This is a genomic window from Hominilimicola sp. (assembly GCF_046972485.1).
Lineage (GTDB): Bacteria > Bacillota > Clostridia > UBA1381 > UBA1381 > Hominilimicola > Hominilimicola fabiformis.
Genome location: NZ_JBKVWU010000003.1, coordinates 16,132 through 40,069, shown reverse-complemented (window position 1 = coordinate 40,069; position 23,938 = coordinate 16,132). Strand labels below are relative to the sequence as shown.

The following is a 23,938-nucleotide window of genomic DNA, read 5'->3' as shown; positions in this document are numbered from 1 at the left end:
TTTATGTTGAATGTGGTAAATCTATATGATATAATTTAAGAAAACTTGATTTAAAGAGGCGAAAACATATGGATTATGTAACTTTAGGAAGGACAAAAATTAAAGTCTGTAAGAACGGATTCGGTGCATTGCCGATACAACGTATAAGCTTTGATTCCGCAAAAGAAATACTTCTTCATGCGTATAACAGCGGAATTAATTTTTTTGACACCGCACGTTTTTACACAGACAGTGAAGAAAAAATCGGTTATGCGCTGTCTGACGTTCGTGACAAAATATACATTGCCACAAAAACCGCCGCACAAAATGCCGATGATTTTTGGAAAGACCTAAATACAAGTCTTAACAATATGAAAACGGATTACATAGATATTTACCAATTCCACAATCCGTCATTCTGTCCGAAAACGAATGACGGTACAGGACTTTATGAGGCAATGCTTGAGGCAAAAGCACAAGGCAAAATTCGTTTTATCGGTCTTACAAATCACCGTCTTGCAGTCGCACAAGAGGCTATCGACTCCGGACTTTACGACACAATTCAGTTCCCGTTCTGCTATCTTGCAACGGACAAAGATATTGCGATAGTTGAAAACTGTAAAAAGAATAATCTCGGTTTTATAGCAATGAAAGGACTTTCGGGCGGTCTTATAACAAATTCCGCCGCCGCTTATGCGTTTATGGCACAATATGATAACGTACTTCCTATTTGGGGTGTTCAGCGTATGAGTGAGCTTAACGAATTTTTGAGTTACAACACAAACCCACCGTCTGTGACAGGTGAAATTAAGGAACTTATTGATAATGACAGAAAAATGCTTGCAGGCGAATTTTGTCGCGGTTGCGGATATTGTATGCCTTGTCCTGTCGGTATAGAAATAAATAACTGTGCAAGAATGTCACTTCTTCTAAGACGTTCACCGTCCGAACTTCAGCTTACTCCGGCTGTTCAGGCTAAAATGAAAAAGATAGAAAATTGTCTGCACTGTAATCAATGTAAATCAAAATGTCCTTACGGACTTGATACCCCAAAACTTTTGGAGGAAAATTATAAAGATTACGTTGAAATTTTAAACGGAAAAGAATTTTAAAAAAAGCGGTTTGCTTGCACATAACCGAAAAATATGATATATTATAAACAGCCTAACGGCTCGGATATTGAGTTTGAGCGGTAGGCGGTTGTTTCGGAAAGGATTCAGCTATGAGTGAAACAACGGTACAATTATTGTTGATTTTGCTTATTGTATGGGTAATAAAGAAATAACCGCCCTACTGGCATAGGGCGGTTGAATGTAGATTTCTTCTACTAAAACCAAACTACATGAGTAGAAACAATCGTTTTACTGCTCCTACTCTCTATTTGAATTATAACACTTAACAAATGTCATGTCAAGCACTGTTACAGTGAAAAATCCTCAGGATTAAAATTCGTTTTCAATTTACGCATACGTCTTACATGACGTTTTAAAATATCGTATTTGAATTTATCACAAGCGGTATCGGTAACGGACACCGCTTGTTTTTTTATATCACAATACATTTCATCTTCGCTTTTTTTATGTGCCATCTGACAGACGGCACACACTTTATTTATATTTTGCGAATATATCATTGCACATACAACACCCTTTTATAAATTACATACTTTCAACAGTTTCAATTCCAAGCAAGCCCAATGCTGTCTTTATAACCTTTGTTGTTGCGTCAACTATTGCAAGACGTGCTTTCTTTGTTTCTTCGTCAACATCGTCTTTCATAATAGGATTGGTGTTATAGAATTTGTTGAATGACTTTGTAAGATTTGTAACGTATCTGTTTATATAGAACGGCTCGTTCTTGTCTGCCGCATCTTTTACCGCGTCACCGAATCCGTTAATTTGCTTTACAAGCGAATATGCCTCATCAGATGCCGCTTTTGAAAAGTCTGCGTTTGAGTAATCAATACCCTCTGCTTTTCTCAAAATACTTCTGCCGCGCGCATAACCGTACTGACAATACGGAGCAGACTCGCCCTCAAAGTCAAGCATAGTATCCCAACTGAATATAATATCCTTTTCACGCGAATTTTTAAGGAATGTATAAAGTATTGCGCCGATACCGATTTTCTTTGACGCGTCCTCGATATCCTCAACATTTGAGCCGTTTTTCTCGATAATTTCCTTAGTCTTTTCGATTGATTCGTTTAAAACGTCCTCAAGGAATACAACGTCACCGTGACGTGTTGACATATTCTTACCCGGAAGTTTTACAAGACCGAAACCAACGTGAACACAATCATCTGCCCAATCCCAGCCGGCTTTTTTCATTACGGCAAATATCTGCTTAAAGTGAAGTGACTGCGGAATACCGACAACGTATATATTTTTATAGAAATCATACGTTCTGTGACGATATAGAGCCGCCGCAATATCACGTGTTGCGTAAATTGTCGCACCGTCCGATTTAAGCACGATACAAGGCGGTATATTAAGCTCCGACAAGTCAACAACCTGTGCGCCGTCACTTTCGGTAAGCAATCCTTTGTCACGAAGTATATCGACAACTTCGTCCATTTTATCCGAATAGAATGCTTCGCCGTTATATGAATCAAACTTAACGCCAAGCATATCATATACTCGCTTGAACTCAACAAGACTTATATCTCTGAAATATGTCCACAGAGCCGTTGTTTCCTCGTCACCGTCCTCAAGTTTTTTGAAATATCCTCTTGCTTCATCGTCAAGTTCAGGGTGCTTTTCAGCTTCTTCGTGGAATTTTACATATATCTTTAAAAGCTCGTTTATAGGGTCTTTTTCGATAACCTCTTTAACACCCCATCTCTTGTAAGCACATATAAGCTTACCGAACTGCGTACCCCAGTCGCCAAGGTGATTAAGCGACTGAACGTCATATCCAAGGTGCTTGTAAATCTTTGAAAGTGAATTTCCGACAGCTGTTGAGAAAAGGTGACCGATATGGAACGGCTTTGCTATATTCGGTGACGAATATTCGACAAGCACAGTCTTGCCCTTACCCATATCCGACTTGCCCCAATCCTCGCCTGCGTCAAGTGCAGAAGAAACTGTTTCGGAAATAAACTTTTCACGGTTTAAAAAGAAGTTTAAATAACCGCCGGCAGCCTGTGCTTTTTCAATCATATCGTCACCCGACATTTTTTCGGCAAGCTCCTGCGCAATAATAGGAGGTGCTTTTCTCATAACCTTTGCAAGCGGAAAGCACGGAAATGCGATGTCGCCCATTTTTTCATCAGGCGGAACTTCGACGGATTTTTCCACAACTTCTCTTTCAAGTCCTGTTATATCAACAATTTTTTCAATTATATGTTCTTTAAAATCCATTATCTTTACTCCTCATTTATTAAATCACTTGTTATTATAACATTTAAACAGTGTTTATGCAAGGTCGGTTTTGTACATTATTCTGTTTTTTCGGCAAAAATATTGTAATAATTGCAAAACGGGTATATAATAAAGAGGTTAGAGTAATAAAATGAGGAGATTAGGAGATTAATTATGATAAAACGTGAAAATATAAGAAATATCGCAATTATCGCCCACGTTGACCACGGTAAGACAACGCTTGTTGACGCAATGCTTGCACAGAGCGGTACATTCAGAGAAAACGAACAAGTGGACGAAAGAGTTATGGACTCAAACGACCTTGAAAGAGAAAGAGGTATCACAATCCTTGCAAAGAATACTTCTCTTTACTACAAGGGTGTTAAAATAAATATTATCGATACACCGGGACACGCCGATTTCGGCGGTGAAGTTGAACGCGGTCTGGAAATGGTTGACGGCGTACTTTTGCTTGTTGACGCATTTGAAGGCTGTATGCCGCAGACACGTTTCGTATTGTCAAAGGCATTGGCACTTGACCTAAAGCCCGTTATCGTTGTAAACAAGGTTGACAGACCGAACGCAAGACCTTACGAAGTTGTTGATGAAGTGCTTGACCTGTTTATCGATTTGGGTGCAACAGAAGAACAGCTTGACACTCCTGTTATATATGCGTCGGGACGTGACGGCTGGGCAACCGCAGAATACAATCCGGAACAACCGAACAATGACCTTACAGAATTGTTTGAACTTATCGTAAATTCAATTCCTTGCCCTAAATGCGAGGACGACGCACCGTTCCAAATGCTTGTTTCAAACATTGACTATGATGATTATACAGGCCGTATCGCAGTAGGTAAAATCGAAAGAGGCAGTATAAAGGTTAATATGCCGCTTTCGATCTGCCGTCATGACGGTAAAGTAACAAGAGGAAAAGCTACAAAGCTATTTACTTTTGAAGGACTTAAAAAGGTTCCTACAGACGAAGTCGGTGCCGGTGACGTTGTCGCAATTTCGGGTATCGCTGATATTAATATCGGTGAAACGGTTTGTGACGTTGACAATCCCGAAGCACTTCCGTTCGTAAAAATCGATGACCCTGTACTTTCAATGACTTTCAGCGTTAATGACAGTCCGTTTGCAGGTCAAGACGGTAAATTCGTTACTTCCCGCCATCTTCGTGACAGATTGTTCAGAGAACTTGATTCAAACGTAAGTCTTAGAGTTGACGAAACAGATTCGACAGAAAGCTTTATCGTTTCTGGACGTGGTGAACTTCACCTTTCAGTACTTATCGAAAATATGCGCCGTGAGGGTTATGAATTCCAAGTTTCAAATCCTGTTGTTATTTATAAAGAAATTGACGGCGTTAAATGTGAGCCTATCGAAAGACTTACAGTTGACGTTCCGGATGAATACACAGGTACTGTAATGGACGGTGTTATAAACCGTAAAGGTGAAATGACAAATATGGCACCGACTGCACAGGGATACACAAGGCTTGAATTTTTAATTCCGTCAAGAGGTCTTATCGGTTACAGAAGTGAACTTCTTACCGCAACAAAGGGTACGGGTATCATAAACAGTATTCTTGAAAAATACGAGCCGTACAAAGGTGACTTTAACGGCAGAACCCGCGGTACTCTTATCGCTTGGGAGGACGGTACAACTATTACTTACGGTCTTTACAACGCACAGGAAAGAGGTACTTTGTTCGTAGGTGCGGGCGTTAAGGTTTACGAAGGTATGATTGTCGGTGAAAACGCAAGACTTGAGGACGTTGTTGTTAACGTATGTAAGAAAAAGCACGCAACAAATACCCGTTCATCAGGTTCTGATGATGCATTAAGACTTGTTCCTCCAAGAGAAATGAGCCTTGAACAGTGCCTTGACTTTATCGCCGATGATGAATTGTTGGAAGTAACTCCAAACCACCTTAGAATGAGAAAGAAAATTCTAAGCACAAGCCTTCGAGCAAAAGCAGGCAACAAGAAGAAATAAAAAACATAACATAAAAATAGGATTGCATTAATCGCAATCCTATTTTTTTATAGCAAATGCCTTTCTTGCAGAGCATTCATTTTTTCAAGCGAAATATTTAAAAGTCCCTGTCTGTATTTTTCACGAATCGGATCACCGAAACCTGAAAGCAGTTTCATAACAGATATGTCAAGTGCAATAGCCAAATCGGTAAGCATATCGACATTCGGTTGTGATTCGTCATTTTCATACTTGGTAAGTGTCGAAACACTTATCCCTACTCTTTTCGCAAGTTCTTTTTTGGAAAGTCCCGCTCTTTTACGGTAAATCATAAGTCGTTCACCAAATGAAAAGATTTCCATTGAAAATCCTCCTATTTTATCTTTTGTAATAATGTATCGGCGATATTTGCAAATTCTTCAAGTGAAAGTGTTTCACCGCGTCTTGACGGTGCAATTCCTATACTTTCAAGAAGTGTTGATATTTCATCTTTCGGAATAGCAAAATTTGCCGAAAGGCAATTTAAAAGAGTTTTTCTTCGCTGTGAAAATGCCGCTTTCACCACTCTGAAAAATACTCCCTCGTCCTTTACTTCCACCGACGGTTTATCAAGTACCTTTAATTCTAACACCGCACTGTCCACCTTTGGCGGCGGAACGAACAGTGACGCAGGAACATTTGCCACGATTGACTGCTCCGTATAATACTGACAAAGCACCGTTATCGCACCGTAATTCTTTGTTGACGGCTTTGCCGACATACGCTCGGCAACCTCTTTCTGCACCATAACCACTATATTTTTAATCGGTAATTTTTCCTCAAGCAATTTAGTGATAATCGGTGTAGTGATGTAATACGGCAAATTTGCCGCTATACTGACTTTTTCGCCGTTAAATTCATCGTCAATAACTTTTTTCAAATCAAGTTTTAAAATATCTTCGTTTATGATTTTTACATTGTCATATTCCGCAAGTGTGTAGTCAAGCACATCAATCAAACGTTCGTCTATTTCTATCGTAACGACCTTATCGCTGTTTTGCGCAAGCTCGCTCGTAAGCACGCCGAATCCCGGTCCGACCTCTATAACACCGCTTTCAATCTCTGCGGCGTCAACTATTTCTTCAAGTATGTTTCGTGCAGTCAGGAAATTCTGTCCAAGACCTTTTTTAAACGTAAAACCGAATTGTTCCTGAATATTTCTTATCGTGCGTGGTGAAGTTAAATCCATATTATAATATCCCTTCATAAATATTATCGAGTCTGGCGACAAGATGTCGCCAGCTCCAAAAATCACATCATAGATGTAATTTTTGAGTATTTTCAGAGAAAAAATCATAAAGTTCCTCCAAAGTCGAAACTTTAGATTTTAAGCCATTTCTGCCGCGCATGTCGTCAGAAATGATTATAACTTGAGGTTGCACCTCAAACTCCCAAAAATAAGGTAGACAAAACCGTAGCGGTTTTGTCTACAGTCTAATATCATTATATCCCACTTTGCAAATTTAGTCAATATAAATGCTCGACAAGTGTTTTTACGCCTATTAATATAAGAATAATTCCGCCGATACATTCTGCCTTTGAGCCGAGAAAACCTCCGAACTTCTTACCGATAAAAACACCGCCGAACGAAAACAAAAATGCTGTAATTCCGATAACCGCGGACGAAAACAAAATCGGCGTATCAACCGCCGCAAGCGTAACGCCTGCCGCAAGTGCATCAATACTTGTTGCGATTGCCGCAAGCAAAAGCGATGAATTTTTTAAAGGATTTTTCGGTATTTCCTGTTCGGTGCGTGACTCCCATATCATATGCAGTCCCAAAAATCCCAAAAGCACAAACGCAATCCAATGGTCAAACCGTTCCACAATATCAGTTGCAAACCCCGACACCAAATTTCCGATACAAGGCATCAGAAACTGAAACACACCGAAAAACAATCCCACTTTAATCGCTTCATAAAATCGTATTTTTTTCACAATCATTCCGTCCGTAACCGCCGCCGAAAATGCATCCATCGCAAGTGCAACAGCAAGGAACAATAAAGACAGTATATCCATAAACCAATCCTCCTACGTCCAATATATGCTCCGTCTATTCCTTTAATGTATAAAAAATCACTATATAATCCGCAATTTCACCCTATAAATTCTATATATTAATTTTCAAAATAATATTGACAAAGCCTTGATTTTATTGTAGAATAGCCATATAGTATAGAAAGGGGTACGGAATTATGGATAAATTTTCAAAGACAAATTTGAATAACCTCCTACTCCTAAGCTGAATCGACAATGTGGTCTTCAGTTTTGTTTTTCTGTACTGAACTGTATTGAAATTATGCTGGGTCACATTGTGGCTCAGCTTTTTTAGTTAGAAATTTCATATATTATTTTAGGCGTATTCGCCGGAAAGGCAGTGTTCATTATGAATTATAAAAAATATCAAAAAATGTACCATCCGATTCCGCTTGAGGATCGTCAGTGGCCGAACAATGAAATAACTCATGCTCCGATTTGGTGCAGTGTTGACCTTCGTGACGGTAATCAGGCACTTTACTCACCTATGACGACAGAAGAAAAAATCGAATTTTTCAAATTCCTTGTAAAGCTCGGTTTTAAGGAAATCGAAGTAGGTTTTCCGGCAGCGTCGCATACAGAATTTGAATTTGTTCGCCGTCTTATTGACGAAAATCTTATTCCTGATGATGTCACAATTCAAGTGCTTACACAGGCAAGAGAACATATTATAAAGAAAACCGTTGAGGCTCTGAAGGGTGCTAAAAACGCAATTATTCACCTTTACAACTCAACTTCAACACTTCAACGTGAAGTTGTTTTCAGAAAGAGCAAGGAAGAAATCAAACAGCTTGCCGTTGACGGTGCAAAGCTTGTAATGAGCCTTGTTGACGGTCAGCTTGACGGAAATATTCGTTTTGAATATTCACCGGAAAGTTTCACTTGTACAGAGCCGGACTACGCGGCAGAAGTTACAAATGCCGTACTTGATGTATTCAAGCCGTCTGAAACAAACAAAGTTATCGTAAATCTTCCGTCAACTATCGAAGTTGCGACAGCAAACGTATATGCCGACCAAATCGAATATATGTGCAAGCACCTTAACAATCGCGAACATCTTGTTATCAGCGTTCACGCACATAACGACAGAGGTACAGGCGTTGCGTCAAGCGAACTTGCATTGCTTGCAGGTGCGGACAGAGTTGAGGGTACAATATTCGGTAACGGTGAAAGAACAGGTAACACGGACGTTATCACCGTTGCACTTAATATGTTCTGTCAAGGTATCGACCCCGAACTTCATCTTGAAAATATTGATGAAATCATCGAAGTATACGAAAAGTATAATCGTTTGCCGATTAACCCAAGACACCCATACGCAGGTGAAATGGCATACGTTGCATTCTCGGGTTCTCATCAGGACGCAATCAAAAAGAGTATGGATAAATTCGGTTCAAGTCCGTCAAATAAATGGGCTAACCCATACCTTACAATCGACCCTACCGACATCGGCAGAAAATATGAGCCTATTCTTATCAACAGCCAGTCGGGCAAAGGCGGTGTAAGCTATATTATGGAAAACAAGTACGGCTACACCCTACCGAAGCCAATGCTTGCGGAATTTTCTTCACTTATCACAGATATGTCTGACGAAAAGAAAACCGTACTTACAAATCACGAAATACATCAAGCATTCAAGGATACATATGTGAATGTGGCAGAGCCTATTAAAACCCGTTTCTATCGTTCAACGGAGGAAGATGACTGTACAATTCTTTCGGCTACTATCGAAAAGGGCGGAAAAGTTACCTCTATCGAGGGCAAGGGTAACGGTCCTTTGGACGCACTTTGCAACGGTCTAAGACAATTCTTGGGTCAGCAGTTTGAAATCTGCAACTACACAGAACACGCCCTAACACGTTCATCAAATTCAAGAGCGGCAACATATATTGAAATCAATGATCACAACCACCACAAAACTTATTGGGGTGCAGGCGTTGACGCAAATATTAACACCGCGTCAATCTATGCACTTATTTCGGCAGTAAACAAAATGCTTGCAGATAACTAAACATCATTATAAAAAAAGTGGCAGTTTTTCTGCCACTTTTTTTATAATATATTTACTGATTAGAATTAAATTATACCAATTTTCCCGTTTAAATTACAATTCAATAAAAATATATTGACAAAAAGGATTTTTTTTTGTAAAATTAAAATGTACTAAATAGTTGGTATATTTGTAAATTATTTAGTACATTAATACTTTTAATAACATCAGTTTAGTGAACTTACTCACCTATAGCTCTATGCTATCTTTTATGTTATATTAATTACTCACAAGGACATTCTCCAATACCCGACTCTATTGAGTATTATTATGATTTTTCAACCGAAACTGTACAAGCACTAAAAAATGCTTGTAGTGAATGGAATTCAGCTGATAGTAATCGCAATTTTTTGTATGTGGGCAAATTCCATACCAATACTACCGCTTTTTATAATAATAAAGCTAATCAAATCACCAGTGGAAAACGAGGAACTAACACTTATTTAATGGAGCACCGTATGGTACGAGGTATTAGTGGAAATGTTTCATATGAGGGTGATATTGATATAAATGTTTCACATCCTTTTGGAACTGCCAGCACATCGTATGATACTGAAACGGCACTTTTACATGAATTGGGGCATTTTTTAGGATTGGGACATTCTGGAACGACATATTCTGTTATGTCTACTCCTCAAGCTAAAGGGCAACGAAAAAGATCTTTATTTGAAGATGATATAAACGGTATAAATGCTATTTACAATAAATAAAAAAGGAGAAATATTATTATGAAAAAATCTATTTTAAATATAATCAGTTTAATGTGTTGTCTCACAATAATGCTCACTGCAACATCTTGCGGAAATAATGCAAAAAAAGAAGAAATAGTCGTTGACGGTATTATACCGTTAATATCTGAAAGTGAGCTTATTTTGCGTTCAGACTTAATAATAGAGGGTACTGTTTCAGAAATTATGGACAGTAAATGGAGTAATCCCAATAATGAAAAAGGTGAAAATTTCAGAAATGTTCTTCAGACAGACATAGTTGTAAACATTGATAATTACCTTTTCGGCGAACGTGACGATAATCAAGCTATAGTAAGAATAGATAAAGGCGAAGATGAAAACACAATCGTTTCTTCCGACGGTTATCCCGACTTTGAAGTTAATGAAAAAGTTTTATTATTCCTTTCAAGAGATGACAGCGACATTGCAACCGATGAAGACTATTATGTTTTAACAGGTATGCGACAAGGAAAATACGACCTATCAGAATCAGAAAACTCACGTTCGAGTAATACTATCAATACTTATATAAGTTCTATGGAAGTCGATAACGAAAGAGATACCGAAGTTATAGATGAGTTAAAAGACAAGATTGAAAAAGAACATAATATGCACCCTAACTATTCGGAAGAACAAAAGCAAAGACAGATTGAAATTGATAACGAAAACAAAAAATTGTTTGGAGAATAATTTTAATTTGAATATAATTTAAAACTATTGACAAAATAAATTTATTGTATATTATATATTTATCATATAAAAGTAATTAGTGATCCAAACTGTTCACAAAATGACCTAAAAAAATCTCAAGAGCTATATTCTTGAGATTTTTTATTTTGTCGAAAAAGCAATATTTAATCTCGCTATGCAAATTCACTTATAAAAACTGTTGAATTTTATCGGAAAACAGTATATAATATAATATGTATCAAAATTTTAATACAAAGCGTATTTTAAGAGAGGATAAAGATTATGCAAAATGACAACAGAATCGGTGAAGAATGTGGTGTATTCGCCATTTATGATCCTGACGGTGATTGTGCAAGAACGACCTATTACGGACTTTATGCACTTCAGCACAGAGGACAGGAAAGCTGCGGTATCGCGGTAAATAACAATCGTGACATTACTCATTACAAGGATATGGGACTTGTCAACGATGTATTTAATGACGAAATATTGACAAAACTTGACGGTAAAATGGCTGTCGGTCACGTTCGCTATTCGACAACAGGCGAAAGTATGCGTGAAAATGCTCAACCGCTTGTACTTAGATATGTAAAAGGTAATATCGCCATTGCCCACAACGGCAACCTTGTAAATAAGGACGAATTGGCACAAGAACTAAGCGTTACAGGTGCTATCTTCCAAACAACAACCGACACAGAAATGATTGCTTACACAATCGCCAAAGAACGTCTTAATTCAAAGAGCGTTGAAGAGGCGGTTGAAAAGACTATAAATCACCTTGTAGGTGCGTTTTCACTTATCGTTATGAGTCCGCAAAAACTTATTGCCGCTCGTGACCCTTGGGGTTTCAGACCGCTCTGTATGGGTAAAAAGGGCAATGCTATTGTTTTCGCCTCGGAAACTTGTGCACTTGACAGTGTGGGTGCGGAATTTGTCCGCGACATTGAGCCGGGTGAAATTGTTGTCGTTCAAGACGGTAAAATTTCCACTATCAGAACTCACGTCGGCAAACAGCCACATACAATGTGTATCTTTGAATACTTATATTTTGCACGTCCTGACAGTATTATCGAAGGACAGTCTGCACACGATTCACGTATGCTTGCAGGCAAATACTTGGCACAGGAATTTCCTGTTGAGGCTGACGTTGTAATTGGTGTACCGGATTCGGGACTAAGTGCCGCAATGGGTTATGCAAAGGAATCGGGAATTCCTTACGACATCGGTTTTGTAAAGAATAAATATATCGGCAGAACTTTCATTCAGCCGTCACAGGCAATGCGTGAAAATTCCGTAAGAATTAAACTTAACGTACTGAAAAGTACAGTTGAAGGAAAGCGTGTCGTTATGGTTGACGACTCAATCGTAAGAGGTACGACTTCAAAGAGAATTGTAAGCCTTTTACGTCACTTCGGTGCAACAGAAGTTCACGTTCGTTCATCTGCTCCGCCGTTTATGTTCCCTTGCTACTTCGGTACAGACGTACCGTCAAAGGATCAGCTTGTAGCCTGTAACTACACCATGGACGGAATTAAAGAACTTATCGGTGCGGACAGTATCGGATTTTTGAGCGTTAATTCTTTGGAAAAGATCATTCCTAACGCAAACTGTCAATTCTGTGACGGATGTTTCTCGGGTAAATATCCAGTTGATGTTGACTGATAAAATTTAATAAGAAAGAATGAGGTAAATGATTACTGACTTGACAGAGGGCAAACCCTCAAAAATATTATGGAGTTTTTCGATACCTATGCTTTTGAGCGTGGTATTTCAGCAACTCTATAATATAGTAGACAGTATCGTAGCCGGAAAATTTGTAGGCGCCCAGGCATTAGCTGCTGTGGGCGCCTCTTATCCGATTACGATGATTTTTATGGCAATAGCCACAGGTGCAAACGTCGGTGCGGCTGTTATTATTTCGCAGTTGTTCGGTGCGAAAAATTTTGAAAAACTCAAAACTTCCATTTTCACTTCAATAATTTCAATGACTGTACTTGCCGCAATTCTTACAATCTTCGGAATTGTTTTCTGTTCGGGAATGTTAAAAATGTTATCCACTCCCGAAAATATTTTTTCCGACTCAATGACATATCTTAATATTTACATAGGCGGATTGATTTTTCTGTTTCTGTACAACATATGCACAGGTATTTTTACCGCTATGGGGGACAGTAAAACTCCGTTGTATTTTTTGATTATGTCGTCAGTCGGAAATATAATTCTTGACCTTGTTTTCGTAATTGTATTTAATATGGGCGTGGCCGGAGTAGGCTGGGCAACGTTTATTGCACAGGGTATATCTTCCCTGCTTGCATTCGCCGTACTTTTAAAACGCATTCACGGTATAAAATCGGGGACATATAAAAAATTTTCAATCCGTATGCTCGGACATATTTCAAGAATTGCAATACCGAGTATCTTGCAGCAAAGTTTTGTATCGGTAGGAAATTTATTTATACAAAGTCGTGTAAACAGTTTCGGCTCTGACGTTATCGCCGGTTACAGTGCGGCTATAAAGCTGAATACATTCGCTATAACAAGTTTTTCAACGCTCGGAAATGCAATGTCAAGCTATACGGCACAAAACACAGGTGCACGAAAGCTTCTCCGCATACCTGAAGGACTTAAAGCAGGTATTGTTATGCTTATCGTTGTTTCTCTGCCGTTTTTCATTGCGTATTTCGTATTCCCGAATACTATGATGAATATATTCGTAAAAAGCAGTGAGACAGGTATTATAGACGTCGGAAGAATATTTTTAAAAATCGTCACACCGTTCTATTTTGTAATTTCCGCAAAGCTTACATTTGACGGTATTCTTCGCGGTGCGGGACGTATGAGGGCGTTTATGGCAAGCACGTTTACCGACTTGCTTTTAAGAGTTATTCTTGCATATGTTTTCTCATACGCACTTAATTCAGAAGTCGGAATATGGCTATCTTGGCCTGTCGGCTGGACTATCGCCGTTGTTATTTCGGCAGTATTCTATTTTATTTATTATAAAACAACAATCAAAAACGGTGCAAATTAATTGCACCGTTTTTTAGTTTTCCTCAATATGAATAAGCATTTGTTCTATAATCTTTTTAACGTGGTCGTCATCAATCGAATAAAAGGCATTTTTACCGTCACGGCGTGACTTTATAAGCCTTGCCTGTTTTAAAGTTTTAAGCTGATGACTGATAGCCGACTGGCTCATACCGAGCGCGTCCGCTATATCATACACACACAATTCCTTATCAAACAACGTCCATAAAATTCTTATTCTTGTACTGTCGCCGAACACTTTAAACATTTCCGACAATTTATCCGTTACATCTTCATCGGGAAGTTGATTTTTCAATCTATCTAAAATCTGCGGATTATATTGACAGGTACTGCATTTATCCATTTATCTTCTCCTCTTTTCGGTCATATGTTCATATATTCATATTATACCCTTTTAATCTTGATTTGTCAAATCGCTTAAAAAATCAGATATTAATTTATAAAAATCAGAATTCATTATTAAATTTTCCCAAATTCTTTTTATAATATGATAAAATATAGTTTAGATACTTTGAAAAGGAGGATTTTAATACACTATGAATAAAAAGAAAATCATTTCGGCTATGCTTACAGTTGCAATGCTTGCAAGTTCGGCTGTTTCCGCACTTGCCGCAGAGGTAGGCGAAAGCCTGAAAGTCGGCGATTACACAGAATCCGCCGCCGAAACACAAAAATTAATCGACTCACGACCTGATATTCAGCGTCCTATGGAAAATCTAAACAGAGGTGCTATTGCCGTAAGAATGGACGGCTATACATATATTTCGTGGCGTTGGCTCGGCACTGAAAGTGCGGATACGAAATATAACATTTATCGAAGTTTAACAGAAATGTCCTCATACGGACAAAAAATAAATAACGAACCTCTAAATGCAACAAATTTCACCGATTTATTTATCGCAAGTGACGATACACAGTATTTCATTGTACCTGTTGTAAACGGCGAAGAACAATGGGACAAAGTTGGAGCAGTTCAGCTTTGGGACAACAATTATATGGATATTCCAATCCAAAAGCCTGAAAACAATAAAGTAAACGGTGAAGAATATTCATATACACCGGGTGACGCGTCTGTCGGTGACCTTGACGGTGACGGCGAATATGAAATCGTATTGAAGTGGGACCCGTCAAACGCAAAAGACGCCGCACAGGCAGGTTTTACGGGTGAATGTATTCTTGACGCGTACAAGCTTGACGGTACACGTCTATGGCGTATAAATATGGGACCTAACATTCGTGCAGGCGCACACGACACGCAGTTTATGGTATACGACTATGACTGTGACGGCAAAGCCGAAGTTGCTTGCCGTACAGCTGACGGCACAATCGCAGGTGACGGCTCTGTTATCGGTGACGCAAACAAAAACTATGCCGTTGTAAGCAACGGTAAAAACCTTACAGGCCCGCTTTATCTTACAGTATTCAAGGGTGAGGACGGCTCTGTAATTGATACAGTTGACTATGACCCGCAAATCACAGGCAAAACCGCAAGCGGTCAAAAATGGGATATAAGCTCTTGGGGCGATACATTCGGAAACCGTTCCGAAAGATACCTTGCCGCCGTTGCATATCTTGACGGTACAAGACCGAGTATGGTTTTCGCAAGAGGTTATTACACAGGTCCGGAGGGTGAAACAGGCGGCAGAACCGTTATCGCAACATACGACCTTGTAGACGGCAAACTTGTTAAGAAGTGGCGTTTTGATACGATGGATTACAACAATCAATACATTGGACAGGGCAACCACTCAATGAGCGTTGCGGACGTTGATTATGACGGTTGCGACGAACTTATATACGGCTCGCTTGCAATAAACAATGACGGCAAGCCTATGTATTCAACAGGTTTGGGACACGGTGACGCACAGCACGTCGGCGATCTTGACCCGTCAAGACCGGGACTTGAAGTTTACTCTTGTCACGAAGATACAAATTCAAAATACAGCTATGAAATGCGCGACGCACGCACAGGTGAAATACTTGTCGGCGGCGAACAAATGGGCAGTGACAACGGTCGCGGCACATCTGACGACATAGACCCGCGTTATCCGGGTTGCGAAGGCTGGTCAGCCGCAGGAATACTTACCGCCGCAGACGGTACCGTCATTTCAACAAAATACACTATGCCGGCAAACTTCCTATGCTATTGGGACGGCGATTTGGGACGTGAAGTTCAGGACAACATTTATATCAGCAAGTGGAATCCCGAAAAAGAAAAGGTTGAAACTATCTTCACCGCTTCGGGTTGTACTTCTGTAAACGGTACAAAAGCTAATCCGTCACTTACCGCCGATCTTTTCGGCGATTGGCGTGAAGAAGTTATGTATCCGCTAAAGGACGGCAGTGCTTTGAGAATTTACACCACCACTACACCGACAAGCTACAAAATTCCTACACTTATGCACGACATTCAATACAGAATGCACGTTGCATACCAAAACGACTGTTACAATCAGCCTACGCACCTAAGCTATTATCTTGGTTTTGACACTAAAAATGTGCCTGTACCGCAGATTTATACAGTAGGCAACAATGAAAAAAATCCCGACCTTGCAAAGAAGTCTTGGAATATAAACGATTTATACAGCGGTGAAAAGGTTGAGCTTGTACTTGACACACCGACAGCACTTTCAAACGGTGTTCCGAAACGTGTTGATAACGACAGCACGGACGTTGTACCATACCTTGACGAAAACGAAAGAACTCTTGTTCCGTTGAGATTTATTTCTGAGTCATTCGGCGCAGACGTTGAATGGGTGGCAGATACACAGGAAATCAAAATCAACGGTGACGCCGTTACAATGAAAATCGGCAGCAACGATTATACTGTAAACAACGAAACAAAAACAATGGACACTGCACCGATTTTGAACAACGACAGAACAATGGTTCCGCTTCGTGCAATCGGTGAAGCACTCGGAAAGATTGTTTACTACAATGATAAATATATCTGCATAAGCGATATTGACTTAAATATGTCGGACGATTTCGCAATGTCAAGAAAATCTACAATCACATCTGCAAAAGTACCTGACAAAATTGAAGTTGTCGCAATAAACGGAACAGGTCAAAAATATTATCCTAACCAACTTGACGTTTTTGCCGTTGAGGCAAGCGACAATGACGGTAACGTTGAAGCAGGTGCGGTTGACCTTGATATAAACACGCGTTGGTCAAGTTACGGTAAGAGTACGCTTACGCTTGATTTAGACGAAGAAAAGGACGTTTCGGGTGTTGCAATCGCAATGTGGAAAGGCAGTGAAAGAATTTATCCGTTCACAATCGAATACTCGGTTGACGGCAAGACTTGGGAAACTGCACTTCCAAAAACTCAAAACACAGGTGAATCAAGCGAATTTGAAAAGTATATGTTCCCTGAAACGGTAAAAGCACGTTATATCCGCTACAACGGTGACGGTGCAACAGACCCTGACAAGAATTACTGTCATATCAGCGAAATCGCTGTTCTTGGCGCTGAAGAATAAAGCAAAAATGGTGTTGCAATGCAACACCATTTTTTATTTAATAATTGGATTTGCTTTCTGTTTTGTCTTTTTAGCCTTACCTTGAATTTCAGACACAGGCTCCATTTCATTTTTCGGCATTCTGTCCTCAGTTTTTCTTGTTCCGTGTATATCGCCAAATCGCTCTCTCCTCATACCCTGTTTAGCCATTTTTTCGCCTCCTTTTTTATTATTCTTTTCACAAATACAAAATAAATACGCTGATTGGACAAAACATTTCTATTATGATATAATTAAAATAATATATACTGTAAAGGTAGAGATGATATGAACAGAGTTGTAATTGGAATACTTGCACACGTTGACTCGGGTAAAACTACGCTATCTGAGGGAATGTTATACAGTGCAGGTGAAATACGAAAAATCGGTCGTGTTGACCATGGTGACGCATTTCTCGATTCACACGAAATTGAACGCGACAAGGGAATTACGATATTTTCAAAGCAAGCCGTTATGCGTTTTCGTGACACCGAATTTACTTTACTGGACACTCCCGGTCACGTTGACTTTTCTACCGAAATGGAGCGTACTTTGAGCGTGCTTGATTACGCAATCCTCGTTATAAGCGGTACGGACGGAATACAAAATCATACAGAAACACTATGGCGGCTTTTGGCACGATACAATGTACCTACATTTATATTCGTGAACAAAATGGACTTAAACGCCGACAAAAACGCCGTTCTTGATGAATTGCATACAAGATTCTCGGACGGTTGTATTGATTTTACGCAAAATTATGAAAATGAAGATTTCAGAGAATCGCTCGCTATGTGTGACGAATCTATAATGAATACATTTCTTGCGGACGGTACTGTCAAAAATCAAGACATAAGAAATGCCGTTGTACAAAGAAAAATATTCCCATGCTATTTCGGCTCTGCACTTAAAATGGAAGGTGTATCGGAATTTCTTGAAGGACTTGAACTGTACACCAGACAAATTATTTACGATGACAAATTCGGTGCAAAGGTATTCAAAATTGCCGAAGATGAGCAAGGCACACGTCTTACTTATATGAAAATTACCGGCGGTACTTTAAAGGTAAAAACACTTTTAACGGGTAACAAGAAAAATGAGTGGTCGGAAAAAGTAAACCAAATCAGAATTTATTCCGGTGCAAAATTCCAAGCGGTTGACGAGGCATTCCCCGGTACGGTTTGCGCCGTAACGGGTCTTACACAGACATATTCGGGCGAAGGTATAGGTTGTGAGCCCGATTCAAAAAATGCCGTTCTTGAGCCTGTTTTAACCTACCGTATGGAGCTTACTGACGGTATTGACGTGCATACAGCACTTACCGAATTACGTCATTTGGAGGACGAAGACCCACAGCTTCATATAATATGGAACGAACAGTTGCAGGAAATTCACGTTCAAGTTATGGGCGAAGTTCAGCTTGAAGTTTTAAAACGAATTATAAAAGAGAGATTCGGTATTGATATTGAATTCAGTCACGGCGGTATTGCGTATCGTGAAACAATAGCCGCACCTGTTGAGGGTGTCGGACATTATGAGCCGTTAAGGCATTATGCCGAAGTGCATTTACTTATGGAGCCGACCGAAAAAGGCAGCGGTATGCAGTTTGCGGTAAATTGCAGCGAGGACAGTCTTGACCGCAACTGGCAACGACTTATTCTCACCCATCTAAAAGAAAAAGCACATATCGGTGTTCTGACAGGCTCACCGATTACCGATATGAAGATAACACTTATCGCAGGACGTGCACACCAAAAACATACGGAGGGCGGCGACTTCCGTCAAGCTACTTATCGTGCGGTACGTCAAGGCTTGAAAATGGCTGAAAGTGTTTTGCTTGAGCCGTGGTACGAATTTCATCTTGAAATACCTACCGAAAACGTAGGACGTGCAATGACCGATATTCAGCAAATGGGCGGTACATTCAGTCAACCCGAAACAATCGGGGATATGACGCGAATTTCAGGCTCTGCACCCGTTGCGACAATGCGTGACTATCAAATGGACGTAACAGGTTACACGCACGGTAAGGGCAGATTAAACTGTATTTTAAGCGGTTATGAGCCTTGCCACAACACCGAAGAAGTGATTGCCGAAATCGGTTACGACAGCGAAACCGATATTGAAAATCCCGCCGATTCGGTTTTCTGTTCGCATGGTGCAGGCTTTGTTGTAAAGTGGGATAAGGTTTACGACCATATGCACATTGACGGCATAAAGCTTGACCAAGACGATGATGAAGAAGAAAACGTCTATCAGCGTGCAAACGACTACATCAATATGGTTGCCGATGATAATGAGCTTATGCAGATTTTTGAACGTACATACGGTCCTGTACGCCGTAAAGTAGCGTCATACACTGTAAAGAAATCCGCTCCAGAACAGAAAAAACATCAAAAATCAAAGCCTGTTAAATTAGGTGACGAATATTTGCTTGTTGACGGTTACAATATAATTTTTGCGTGGGACGAACTGAAAGAACTCGCCAAAGATAACCTTAATATGGCGCGTGACCGACTGATTGATATTCTTTGCAATTATCAAGGCTTTAAGCAATGCAATTTAATACTTGTTTTTGATGCGTATAAAGTTAAAGGAAATGTCGGCAGTGCCGAAAAAATTCACAATATAAACGTTGTGTACACAAAAGAGGCTGAAACCGCCGATATGTATATTGAAAAAATCACACATGAAATCGGTAAAAAACATCGTGTGCGTGTTGCCACTTCGGATAACCTTGAACAAATTATCATTCTCGGCAACGGTGCGACACGACTTTCCGCAAATGAACTGTTGCAGGAAGTAAAACTCGCCGAAAAAACTATTATGGATATTATAAATTCAAACTAAAAAAGGAAGTTTTCAAAACTTCCTTTTTTAATATTTCGCATTTTAGTAATTGTATGATCCGAGAAATTTATAGAAAAATGTATTCTGTCTTACTTTATCAAGTGCAAAGTAAATTGACGCATCATCAATATTGCCGTCTATATCAATGAAGAACACATACTTACCAAGTTCCTTTTTCATAGGACGTGACTCAATTTTAGTCATATTAATTCCGGACTTCGCCAAAAGCTCAATCGCACTGTACAAGCTGCCCGGTTTATTATCAATCGCAAATACGATTGATGACTTATCGTGACCTGTAACCGTCTTATTCGGTGTTTTTTCAATAATAACAAATCGAGTTGAATTATTTGCGTCGTCACCGCAGTCGTGACACAAAATATCAAGGTCATAAATTTTTGCACTGTTCGGTGAGCCGATACACGCCACAGAGCCGTCCGATTCTTTTACACGTTTTGCCGCAGACGCAGTTGAATCGGCAAATTCAATTTTCACATCCGCAAATTCGTGCGACAATAATTTTGAACACTGTCCTATCGGTTGAGGGTGGGAAGTGATAATTTTTATATTCTCTTTCTTTACACCTTTTTTAACCATAAGATTTTCGCTTATATGAAGAATGTATTCACCTGTTATATATAAATCCACATCAAAAGCAAGAGTATCCAAAGTTGTGTTGATACTTCCGTCAATAGAATTTTCAATCGGCACGATTGCCCTGTCAATTTCGCCTTTTTCAACCGCCAAAATTACAGAATAAATCGTTGAAAACTCCTTTATTTCTTCTTTACCCTCAGACCATTCCATAGCCGCCTGATGTGAAAATGTCCCGTTCGGACCAAGATAACCTAACATATTAAGTCAATAACTCCCTTCAATAAAACGAAAGGCTGAAATAAAATTGTTCACACAATGTGGGCAACTTCATCCAGCCTATAAATTTCTTATAATAGAATCTTATTTACTGCCTTCGCGATTGGATCAAGCTCTTTCATAAGCTTGTCAAACTTTTCAGGTGTAAGCGATTGTGCGCCGTCTGACGCAGCCTTTTCAGGGCAGTTATGTACTTCAATCATAAGACCGTCAGCACCTGCCGCAATAGCACCCTTTGCAATAGCCGGAACATACTTATATGTACCTGTTGCATGGCTCGGATCGGCAATAATAGGAAGATGAGAAAGTTCCTTTGAAACCGGAATTGCCGAAATGTCAAATGTATTTCTTGTAGCAGTTTCGTATGTTCTGATACCTCTTTCACAAAGGATTACCTTTTCATTACCCTCAGACATAATATATTCGGCAGCCATTAGCCACTCTTCCATAGTACAAGCAAGACCTCTCTTTAGAAGTATAGGCTTGTCGCACTTACCGACTTCACGAAGAAGTTTGAAGTTCTGCATATTTCTTGCACCTATTTGCATAATATCAGCATACTTTGCAACAAGTTCAACATCTCTTGTATCAAGTACTTCAGTACAGATAGGCATATTAAGTTCCTGACCGCTGTTGTACATAATCTTCAAGCCGTCACCCTCAAGACCTTGGAATGAATATGGTGATGAACGTGGCTTGAACGCACCGCCGCGAAGAATGTTTGCACCCGAGGCCTTAACAGCCTTTGATACAGTTGTGAACTGTTCCTGGCTTTCGATTGCGCAAGGACCTGCAAATACTGCAAGCTGCTTGCCACCGACTGTTATTCCGTGACCGATTTCGATAACTGACGGTTCTTTGTGAAGCTCCTTAGATGCAAGTTTATATGGTTTCATAATCGGAACAACGTTTTCAACACCGTCCATAGTAAGAATTTGATTCATACTCAAAAGACGCTTGTCACCGATTGCGCCGATAACTGTTTTCTTTTCACCTTGAATAGGGTGCGTTTGGAATCCGAACTCGGCAAGTAGTTTTTCAACACTCTCGATTTCCTTTGCCGATGCGGATTCTTTCATAATAATAATCATTTATGTTCACATTCCTTCTTTAATAATTACAACATATACAGTATAGCAAAAAAGGACAATTTTTGCAAGTTAGTTTTAAATAATTTCAGAAATATCTGCAAAAACAGCTACCGTTCTGTATGTTCCGTTGTAACATTTGCACTGTTTATTAAAGTACAGGCGCTTTCCGTCACGCGAAAACGACGGATTTGGATGTACCTGAAGTTTCCATGTGGTGTATTCGTCCTTCGATATTTCAAAAGTTGCAATCGGATTTTTGTCACCGCGCTTGTACAAATAAACATTCGGTGCGAAGTCGGGATAACATCTGTCACCAGCAAAATATTTTCTGTCAAAACTTCCGTCCATATGATTTGAAATTCCGCCAAGCACTTCTAATTCCTCTCCGTCCTTTGAAAAACGTGCAATATAGCTTGTTTCCATTTCAATGTGTCTGCCTTGATTAAACTGACGCGTTGCCATATATGTGTCGTCGTCATACCAAAGCTGATGTACAGGCTTGTCCGCTATCATATGCGTTTTTTTAGTGTCTAAATCTATACAACCCAATGCACCGAATACAGGGCAGTCCTTTACGCCCAAACGCATCATAACTGCCGTTGCGGACGGATTTAGCTGAACGTGGCTGACAGACGCGGTATGCTCGTTCGGAGTAAGACCGTGTTCCCTTACCATATTTAAAATATCTTCCTCTGTTGCAACAAGCGTTATTTTTCCGCTTTCAACATCAAGTATGTAAATTCCGCACGAATTAATTTCGGGATAATCTGGATTTTTGTCAAGATATTCTGTCGATATTGAAAACGGATACTTGCAGTTTTCCGCACAATGACTTTCTTTGCCGCGAATTTTGTACTTAACCTCACCCGTATCAACATCGAGTATACGGAATACACATATAGACGGTTCTTTGCCGGCTATTCCCTCAAATTCCACATCACGAAAAACTATAAGGCTATTTGTTATAAAGGTTGCTGACGGGCCGTTGTGATTGCCGCAGTGTACATCATATACCTTGCGATGATTTTCAAAATCCCTGTTGCATATCCATATTTCCGTTTCAGACTTTGTCAAATCTGCTTTGCGTGCATATATAATTCTTTTTGAATCGGGACTCTCAACCATTCCGCCGTTCATTCCAAGCAATGTCGAACCCGAATAATCACATATTTCCTTTACTTTCATCTCTCTCACCTCATTATATGAATTATACCATAATATTGAGATGTTTTCAATATTGGTTATTTTTTCTTTTTAGGTGTCGGTAAATCGTCATATATCGCCTTAAATAATTCGGTTAAATATTCTTTGTTGTCAACTTCTTCTATTAAAATCATTTCTTTCGCACCCTCATAAGGTACTTCGTATCGAATGTCAGAAACATAGTCAATAGCCTATTTAACAGGTTTTATAAGCAGTCGGTCATCATATATTCCGCCGGCAATTCTGCCTTTGTAGTAAATAATGTACTCCCCCATCATCGCCCTGTACGTTATTTCCTCTACCTCCGATAATTGCTCTAATATGTATTCTAAAAATTCTTTACTCGATGCCATCTGTTTCTCCTTTTTCTTATATATCACTTTCATATACAAATTTTAAAATATAATTGTTATCAACGCATTCCACAACCACATTGTATTTTTCATTTTCTGATAATTCATATCCGTTTGTGTTTAACTCAAAACTGTAATTTTCCGTACCATTGTAT

19 protein-coding genes and 1 pseudogene are annotated in these 23,938 nt (G+C 39.5%); 9 read left to right on the top strand and 11 right to left on the bottom strand.

Features of this window, described 5'->3' with window-relative positions; all coding sequences use genetic code 11:
• Positions 1 to 68: 68 nt before the first annotated feature.
• Positions 69 to 1,091, top strand: a complete 1,023-nt coding sequence (locus tag ACLTU0_RS00810) for an aldo/keto reductase (RefSeq protein ID WP_412321013.1) — start codon at positions 69 to 71, stop codon at positions 1,089 to 1,091.
• A gap of 308 nt (positions 1,092 to 1,399) precedes the next feature.
• On the opposite strand, the gene ACLTU0_RS00805 is transcribed toward ACLTU0_RS00810, so the two are convergent.
• Both ACLTU0_RS00805 and argS read right to left on the bottom strand, forming a co-directional pair.
• The gene (locus ACLTU0_RS00805; protein WP_308456532.1) at positions 1,400 to 1,567 is read right to left on the bottom strand and encodes a hypothetical protein; all 168 of its coding nucleotides are present in this window, start codon (positions 1,565 to 1,567) and stop codon (positions 1,400 to 1,402) included.
• 70 nt (positions 1,568 to 1,637) lie between these two features.
• Positions 1,638 to 3,338, bottom strand: coding sequence for an arginine--tRNA ligase (gene argS, locus ACLTU0_RS00800; protein WP_147514367.1), 1,701 nt, complete (start codon positions 3,336 to 3,338; stop codon positions 1,638 to 1,640).
• Between the two features lie 174 nt (positions 3,339 to 3,512).
• Here argS and typA point away from each other — a divergent pair, with 174 nt between their 5' ends.
• Positions 3,513 to 5,339 carry a translational GTPase TypA gene (gene typA / locus ACLTU0_RS00795; protein WP_022228908.1) on the top strand — a complete coding sequence of 609 codons (1,827 nt, stop codon included), beginning with the start codon at positions 3,513 to 3,515 and terminating at the stop codon, positions 5,337 to 5,339.
• A gap of 47 nt (positions 5,340 to 5,386) precedes the next feature.
• On the opposite strand, the gene ACLTU0_RS00790 is transcribed toward typA, so the two are convergent.
• From ACLTU0_RS00790 to ACLTU0_RS00780, 3 genes are all read right to left on the bottom strand, one after another.
• Positions 5,387 to 5,680 (bottom strand): helix-turn-helix domain-containing protein, encoded by a 294-nt coding sequence (locus ACLTU0_RS00790; protein ID WP_022228907.1) that lies wholly within the window; start codon positions 5,678 to 5,680, stop codon positions 5,387 to 5,389.
• A gap of 11 nt (positions 5,681 to 5,691) precedes the next feature.
• A complete protein-coding gene (gene rsmA / locus ACLTU0_RS00785) occupies positions 5,692 to 6,546 on the bottom strand; it encodes a 16S rRNA (adenine(1518)-N(6)/adenine(1519)-N(6))-dimethyltransferase RsmA (RefSeq protein ID WP_412321011.1) in 855 nt (284 codons plus the stop codon).
• A gap of 278 nt (positions 6,547 to 6,824) precedes the next feature.
• Positions 6,825 to 7,376 carry a manganese efflux pump MntP family protein gene (locus ACLTU0_RS00780; protein WP_412321010.1) on the bottom strand — a complete coding sequence of 184 codons (552 nt, stop codon included), beginning with the start codon at positions 7,374 to 7,376 and terminating at the stop codon, positions 6,825 to 6,827.
• Positions 7,377 to 7,743: 367 nt separating this feature from the next.
• Between ACLTU0_RS00780 and leuA the strand changes: the two genes are divergently transcribed.
• From leuA to ACLTU0_RS00755, 5 genes are all read left to right on the top strand, one after another.
• Complete coding sequence (gene leuA, locus ACLTU0_RS00775; RefSeq protein ID WP_412321008.1) at positions 7,744 to 9,405, top strand: 2-isopropylmalate synthase; 1,662 nt, start codon at positions 7,744 to 7,746, stop codon at positions 9,403 to 9,405.
• A gap of 230 nt (positions 9,406 to 9,635) precedes the next feature.
• The gene (locus ACLTU0_RS00770; protein WP_147514371.1) at positions 9,636 to 10,154 is read left to right on the top strand and encodes a matrixin family metalloprotease; all 519 of its coding nucleotides are present in this window, start codon (positions 9,636 to 9,638) and stop codon (positions 10,152 to 10,154) included.
• Positions 10,155 to 10,172: 18 nt separating this feature from the next.
• The gene (locus ACLTU0_RS00765) at positions 10,173 to 10,862 is read left to right on the top strand and encodes a hypothetical protein (RefSeq protein ID WP_147514372.1); all 690 of its coding nucleotides are present in this window, start codon (positions 10,173 to 10,175) and stop codon (positions 10,860 to 10,862) included.
• Between the two features lie 282 nt (positions 10,863 to 11,144).
• The gene (gene purF, locus ACLTU0_RS00760; protein WP_412321007.1) at positions 11,145 to 12,524 is read left to right on the top strand and encodes an amidophosphoribosyltransferase; all 1,380 of its coding nucleotides are present in this window, start codon (positions 11,145 to 11,147) and stop codon (positions 12,522 to 12,524) included.
• Between the two features lie 28 nt (positions 12,525 to 12,552).
• The gene (locus ACLTU0_RS00755) at positions 12,553 to 13,893 is read left to right on the top strand and encodes an MATE family efflux transporter (RefSeq protein ID WP_412321005.1); all 1,341 of its coding nucleotides are present in this window, start codon (positions 12,553 to 12,555) and stop codon (positions 13,891 to 13,893) included.
• 12 nt (positions 13,894 to 13,905) lie between these two features.
• Here the strand turns inward: ACLTU0_RS00755 and ACLTU0_RS00750 are convergent, their stop codons facing one another.
• Positions 13,906 to 14,253, bottom strand: a complete 348-nt coding sequence (locus ACLTU0_RS00750; protein ID WP_412294150.1) for an ArsR/SmtB family transcription factor — start codon at positions 14,251 to 14,253, stop codon at positions 13,906 to 13,908.
• 193 nt (positions 14,254 to 14,446) lie between these two features.
• Between ACLTU0_RS00750 and ACLTU0_RS00745 the strand changes: the two genes are divergently transcribed.
• Entirely contained in the window at positions 14,447 to 17,395 is a 2,949-nt protein-coding gene (locus ACLTU0_RS00745) for a stalk domain-containing protein (protein ID WP_412321003.1), read from the top strand.
• 33 nt (positions 17,396 to 17,428) lie between these two features.
• On the opposite strand, the gene ACLTU0_RS00740 is transcribed toward ACLTU0_RS00745, so the two are convergent.
• The gene (locus ACLTU0_RS00740; protein ID WP_412321001.1) at positions 17,429 to 17,584 is read right to left on the bottom strand and encodes a hypothetical protein; all 156 of its coding nucleotides are present in this window, start codon (positions 17,582 to 17,584) and stop codon (positions 17,429 to 17,431) included.
• A gap of 117 nt (positions 17,585 to 17,701) precedes the next feature.
• Between ACLTU0_RS00740 and ACLTU0_RS00735 the strand changes: the two genes are divergently transcribed.
• On the top strand, positions 17,702 to 20,263 hold the full coding sequence (locus ACLTU0_RS00735) for an NYN domain-containing protein (RefSeq protein ID WP_412320999.1): 2,562 nt from the start codon (positions 17,702 to 17,704) through the stop codon (positions 20,261 to 20,263).
• Between the two features lie 42 nt (positions 20,264 to 20,305).
• Here ACLTU0_RS00735 and pheA read toward each other — a convergent pair whose 3' ends face one another.
• The 4 genes and pseudogenes from pheA to ACLTU0_RS00715 all read right to left on the bottom strand — a co-directional run bounded on the left by pheA (position 20,306) and on the right by ACLTU0_RS00715 (position 23,783).
• A complete protein-coding gene (gene pheA / locus ACLTU0_RS00730; RefSeq protein ID WP_118446213.1) occupies positions 20,306 to 21,118 on the bottom strand; it encodes a prephenate dehydratase in 813 nt (270 codons plus the stop codon).
• Between the two features lie 89 nt (positions 21,119 to 21,207).
• A complete protein-coding gene (gene aroF / locus ACLTU0_RS00725) occupies positions 21,208 to 22,227 on the bottom strand; it encodes a 3-deoxy-7-phosphoheptulonate synthase (RefSeq protein WP_117968171.1) in 1,020 nt (339 codons plus the stop codon).
• Between the two features lie 75 nt (positions 22,228 to 22,302).
• Positions 22,303 to 23,412: a hypothetical protein gene (locus tag ACLTU0_RS00720; protein ID WP_412320997.1), complete on the bottom strand. Its 1,110-nt coding sequence runs from the start codon at positions 23,410 to 23,412 to the stop codon at positions 22,303 to 22,305.
• A gap of 56 nt (positions 23,413 to 23,468) precedes the next feature.
• Positions 23,469 to 23,783 (bottom strand): annotated as a pseudogene (locus tag ACLTU0_RS00715) (TfoX/Sxy family protein).
• Between the last annotated feature and the right edge of the window lie 155 nt (positions 23,784 to 23,938).